Raw genomic sequence first — 4,111 nt, forward strand, 5'->3', positions numbered from 1 at the left:
TTCGAATCCCAGCGGGATCACCAAAAGCTTCACAGAAATGTGAAGCTTTTTTGTTATTACTGGATTTCAATAGCACCATTCGGATAGATACCATGTACTGGATGTTAAAGATATTATACGATAATTGTAAAACTGCTCCAATTGCATTTCTACCATTGAGAATTTACAACAAATTACCAACAACTTTTCCCTAGATAAAACCCCACATTATACTGTATCTAAAATATTCAGTCCTGTATTGCCTCAGCTTTATGTTTTTCACCCCACTTTCCAAGTTCTTCAATAATAAGTTTCAATTCATTTCCGATTGAAGTTAATTCATATTCAACGCGCGGAGGGACTTCAGCGTATACCGTTCGTTTCACAATTTTATTTTCCTCCAACTTACGTAGTTGTAAGGTCAGCATACGCTCGGTAATGTTTGGTAAACATTTTTTCAATTCTCCAAATCGGTGTTTTCCGTTAATTAGATAGCAGCAGATCGCCAGCGACCACTGACCGCCAATTATGTTAGAAGCATAAACCTCCAAACATTCATTGGCTAAAGCCTGCTTATTTGCAAAGTTTGTTGAAGTTTCTTTTATTTTTGTCATTACTTACTTTTTTTATAGTATCCCACAATTAGCATCTAACCTACAAAATTTATGCTTCATCAATTACTTTTGTATGAGAATTTTAAAATTAAAAGACATTTGAAAACATTAGTAATTGTTATTCATCCCGATGCAGAAAATTCCATAATCAATAAAAGATGGATGGAGGAATTAAACAAGCATCCTGAGCAATATCACATCCATCAATTACATGCCATCTATCCAAATGAAAAGATTGATGTTGTAGCAGAACAGAAATTGATAGAGCAGTATGATAAAATTGTATTTCAATTTCCGTTTTATTGGTTTAATTGCCCTCCGTTATTAAAAAAATGGCTAGATGAGGTTTTACTTATGGATGGGCATACGGAAGCAAGAGTGGCTACAAAGTCTCAGGAAAAAAGATTGCTCTAGCAATGTCGATCGGCATAGATGAGGAAGAGTACGCTGCTAACGGAAAGTATAAATACACAATAAAGGAACTGACCCGAAATTTTGAATTAACTTTTGAATATATAAAAGCCGATTATCAACCATTCTTTGCTTATTATGGCCGAGAACAAGACAGTTCAGAGGAATGGATTGAAAAAAGTGTTACCCAATATATAGATTTCATGAATAATCTATAACATGCAGGTCAGACAAATAAATAGACACTGTCTTTCCATTGTTTATAATTATTGGATTCTTTCAAAAAGAACTTAAATTCGCTCGCTGCCGATTCCATAAAAGGAGCACATGTTACATTAGCTCCTTTTATGGAATCGATATGAAAATTCGAACGAAGCATCACCTTAATTACGTACTGATTTGTTAGGATATACTAAGCCGGAATATTAAAACAACCTATATAGATCATATCGTTGTAATTTCCAATTGGTTTGTCTATGATCAATTCGGCATCAGCATAACATAATATGGCATTCACATTTGAAATTCCTTTATCAACACATGCCTGATAGATTGCTACTTCTGTTTGATCATTCCATATAGGCAGTTCTTCTATAGCAGCTTGAATACTCATTTTTTTGCGACTAAAGTAAACAGTGATCCAATCTACATCATAATCATACTGTTTGTCAATTGCTTTGCTAAACTGTGAACGGAGATTAAAGTCAGGTGCATTTCTCGCATAGGTTTCATCCGTTTTAAATCGATTATAATCCTTAATAAATTTGCTTTGGTCAAAATATTTATAAAATTGTTCTTCCGTTTTATTTGATGTCCCTGTCCAAATATGGATACGTTGTTCTGCCATTTTATTTCTTATACTTTTAGTAGACTGTAAAGATAGCCTAAATTCCCGAACCTTTATTTGTTCATTTACCCTCCCTACCATGGCTCAAGATATCCTTTTTAACGCAGGTAAGTTTTTTTATATTTGCAGTTCAACTAGTGATTCATAACATGTCGACAAAGCAAACAAAAATTGAAAATTTCGATCCATCACAACCTGGCTTACCAGATTCCAGCATATACGGGCTTCCCTTTACAGCTGAAGAAAGTGATATTATTGTTGTACCCGCACCTTGGGAAGTAACTGTAAGTTATGGAAGCGGTGCCAGTAATGGTCCTGATGCTATTTTAAATGCCTCATTTCAGGTTGATTTACTGCACCAGGAATTTCCGGATTTATGGAAATTAGGAATTTTCATGGATGAAACTCCTGCGCACTGGTCGGAAAACAGTGAAAAATATAAAAGTTTAGCGCAACCTATTATAGAAGCGCTAGAAAATGGTGAAGATATTGAAAATGACGCTACACTAAGAGGGTATTTAGAAGAAATAAACAAAGCTTCCAAACAGTTCAATGACGAAGTAAAAGAACGCTCATTGTATTGGATGAATAAAGGTAAGAAAGTAATTCTTTTAGGCGGAGACCATTCTACACCTTTGGGATATTATGAAGCTTTAGCTGAAAACCATGATTCATTTGGAATTTTACATTTCGATGCACACATGGATTTACGTAATGCTTATGAAGGTTTTACCTACTCTCACGCATCAATTATGTTCAACGCGATCAAACTTGCACAATTGGAAAAAATCGTTCAGGTTGGTATTCGCGATTTTAGTGAAGGAGAATTGGAAGCAGTCCAAACTTCAAATAAAGTAAAAGTATTTACTGACACAGATCTAAAAGCAAATAGCTTTGAAGGAAAAATCTGGAAAGATCAATGTGATGAAATTCTAGCACAATTACCGGAAAATGTAGCGGTCAGTTTTGATATTGATGCTTTACAGCGTTGGTACTGTCCAAACACCGGAACTCCGGTACCTGGGGGACTGTCTTATGAACAAGCAACTTACTTGTTAAGTCGATTGGCTAATAGCGATAAAAACATTATTGGTATTGATTTAGTTGAAGTTGCTCCCGGAGAAGACGACTGGGATGGTAACGTAGGTGCTAGACTTCTATTTCATTTATGTGGCGTATTTGCAAAAAATAACAAACTTGCTGTAGGATCGAAAATCAATTTTTAATGCAAACTGCATGTACTAACGATATTTAAATAGATCATATCTACTTAAATAATGTTCAAATATAATTAGAGCACTAGACATTTTATATAATTGCATTTACCAGAAAACACAAAAGCCAATCTTTCGATTGCTTTTGTTGTTATTAAATAGTGATAGGTCAGTATTTGTATACGTCATATCTCAGAAAATAATTAACTTGTAAATAAATAGAATATTAAAATCAAGGTATGGACAACGCCAAGACTATAGCAACACAAATAATTGAGTTTAATAAACAATTACATTACTCAGGAAATCTTCCAGATGACTTTCGGGTATTAAATCCTTACTTTGAAAACCCGGAGACCTTAATCGTTATGGAAAAGTTTTACAACAAGTATTACGACGACACTGCTCCTAGAAAATTCATTATAGGAATCAATCCTAGCCGTCACGGTGCAGGGGTCACAGGCGTACCATTTACAGACACCAAAAGGTTAGAACACATCTGTGGTATCCCCATGAAATCTGCACATACCCATGAAATATCTTCCGTTTTTCTTTATGACATGATTAAGGAATTTGGTGGTACACAAACTTTTTATCGACAATTTTACATCAATTCACCGTTCCCATTAGCCATTGTCCGCAGAACAAAGGAAAACAAATGGATCAATGCAAACTATTATGATGATAGAAACTTGTTTGCAATGGTTAAGCCATTTATGATCGAATCTCTAAAAAAACACATAAGCTTAGGCCTCGAAACAACTAACGTATTTGTATTGGGAAAAAAGAATGCAACATTTATTGAAAAAATAAATAAAGAGGAACATTTGTTCGCGAATTTAACGATTCTAGATCACCCACGCTACATCCAACAATATAAATCACGAGAAAAAGAGCATTATATAAATAAATATATCGGTGTACTAGGGACTTAGAAGTAAAGTATAAATTTTATTTGGAGTATAGTACTAGAAACTCTATCTTTGCATCACTTTCAAAAAGGGATACACTTCCAATTAAGAAAGGATTCCGTAGCTCAGCTGGTA

5 protein-coding genes and 1 pseudogene are annotated in these 4,111 nt (G+C 34.4%); 4 read left to right on the forward strand and 2 right to left on the reverse strand.

Going from position 1 to position 4,111, the window contains the following annotated elements:
- On the forward strand, window positions 1–194 hold a 194-nt coding region (locus L950_RS34595; protein WP_037527012.1), incomplete at its 5' end, for a hypothetical protein.
- 33 nt (window positions 195–227) lie between these two features.
- On the opposite strand, the gene L950_RS24350 is transcribed toward L950_RS34595, so the two are convergent.
- Entirely contained in the window at window positions 228–593 is a 366-nt protein-coding gene (locus L950_RS24350; protein ID WP_021191443.1) for a winged helix-turn-helix transcriptional regulator, read from the reverse strand.
- A gap of 162 nt (window positions 594–755) precedes the next feature.
- Here L950_RS24350 and L950_RS24355 point away from each other — a divergent pair.
- Window positions 756–1,222 (forward strand): annotated as a pseudogene (locus L950_RS24355) (NAD(P)H-dependent oxidoreductase).
- 194 nt (window positions 1,223–1,416) lie between these two features.
- Here L950_RS24355 and L950_RS24360 read toward each other — a convergent pair.
- Entirely contained in the window at window positions 1,417–1,851 is a 435-nt protein-coding gene (locus tag L950_RS24360) for an immunity 22 family protein (protein ID WP_021191445.1), read from the reverse strand.
- A gap of 149 nt (window positions 1,852–2,000) precedes the next feature.
- Here L950_RS24360 and L950_RS24365 point away from each other — a divergent pair, with 149 nt between their 5' ends.
- Both L950_RS24365 and L950_RS24370 read left to right on the forward strand, forming a co-directional pair.
- Window positions 2,001–3,077 (forward strand): agmatinase family protein, encoded by a 1,077-nt coding sequence (locus L950_RS24365; protein ID WP_021191446.1) that lies wholly within the window; start codon window positions 2,001–2,003, stop codon window positions 3,075–3,077.
- Window positions 3,078–3,304: 227 nt separating this feature from the next.
- Entirely contained in the window at window positions 3,305–4,000 is a 696-nt protein-coding gene (locus L950_RS24370) for an SMUG2 DNA glycosylase family protein (protein ID WP_021191447.1), read from the forward strand.
- Window positions 4,001–4,111 lie beyond the last annotated feature (111 nt).

The organism is Sphingobacterium sp. IITKGP-BTPF85 (assembly GCF_001006065.1).
Taxonomy (GTDB): domain Bacteria; phylum Bacteroidota; class Bacteroidia; order Sphingobacteriales; family Sphingobacteriaceae; genus Sphingobacterium; species Sphingobacterium anhuiense.

Bases quoted from the DNA above. Each gene is read 5' to 3' on its own strand.
- L950_RS24370 (WP_021191447.1), top strand. From the start codon at position 3,305: ATGGACAACGCCAAGACTATAGCAACACAAATAATTGAGTTTAATAAA.
- L950_RS24365 (WP_021191446.1), top strand. From the start codon at position 2,001: ATGTCGACAAAGCAAACAAAAATTGAAAATTTCGATCCATCACAACCT.
- L950_RS24360 (WP_021191445.1), bottom strand. From the start codon at position 1,851: ATGGCAGAACAACGTATCCATATTTGGACAGGGACATCAAATAAAACG.
- L950_RS24350 (WP_021191443.1), bottom strand. From the start codon at position 593: ATGACAAAAATAAAAGAAACTTCAACAAACTTTGCAAATAAGCAGGCT.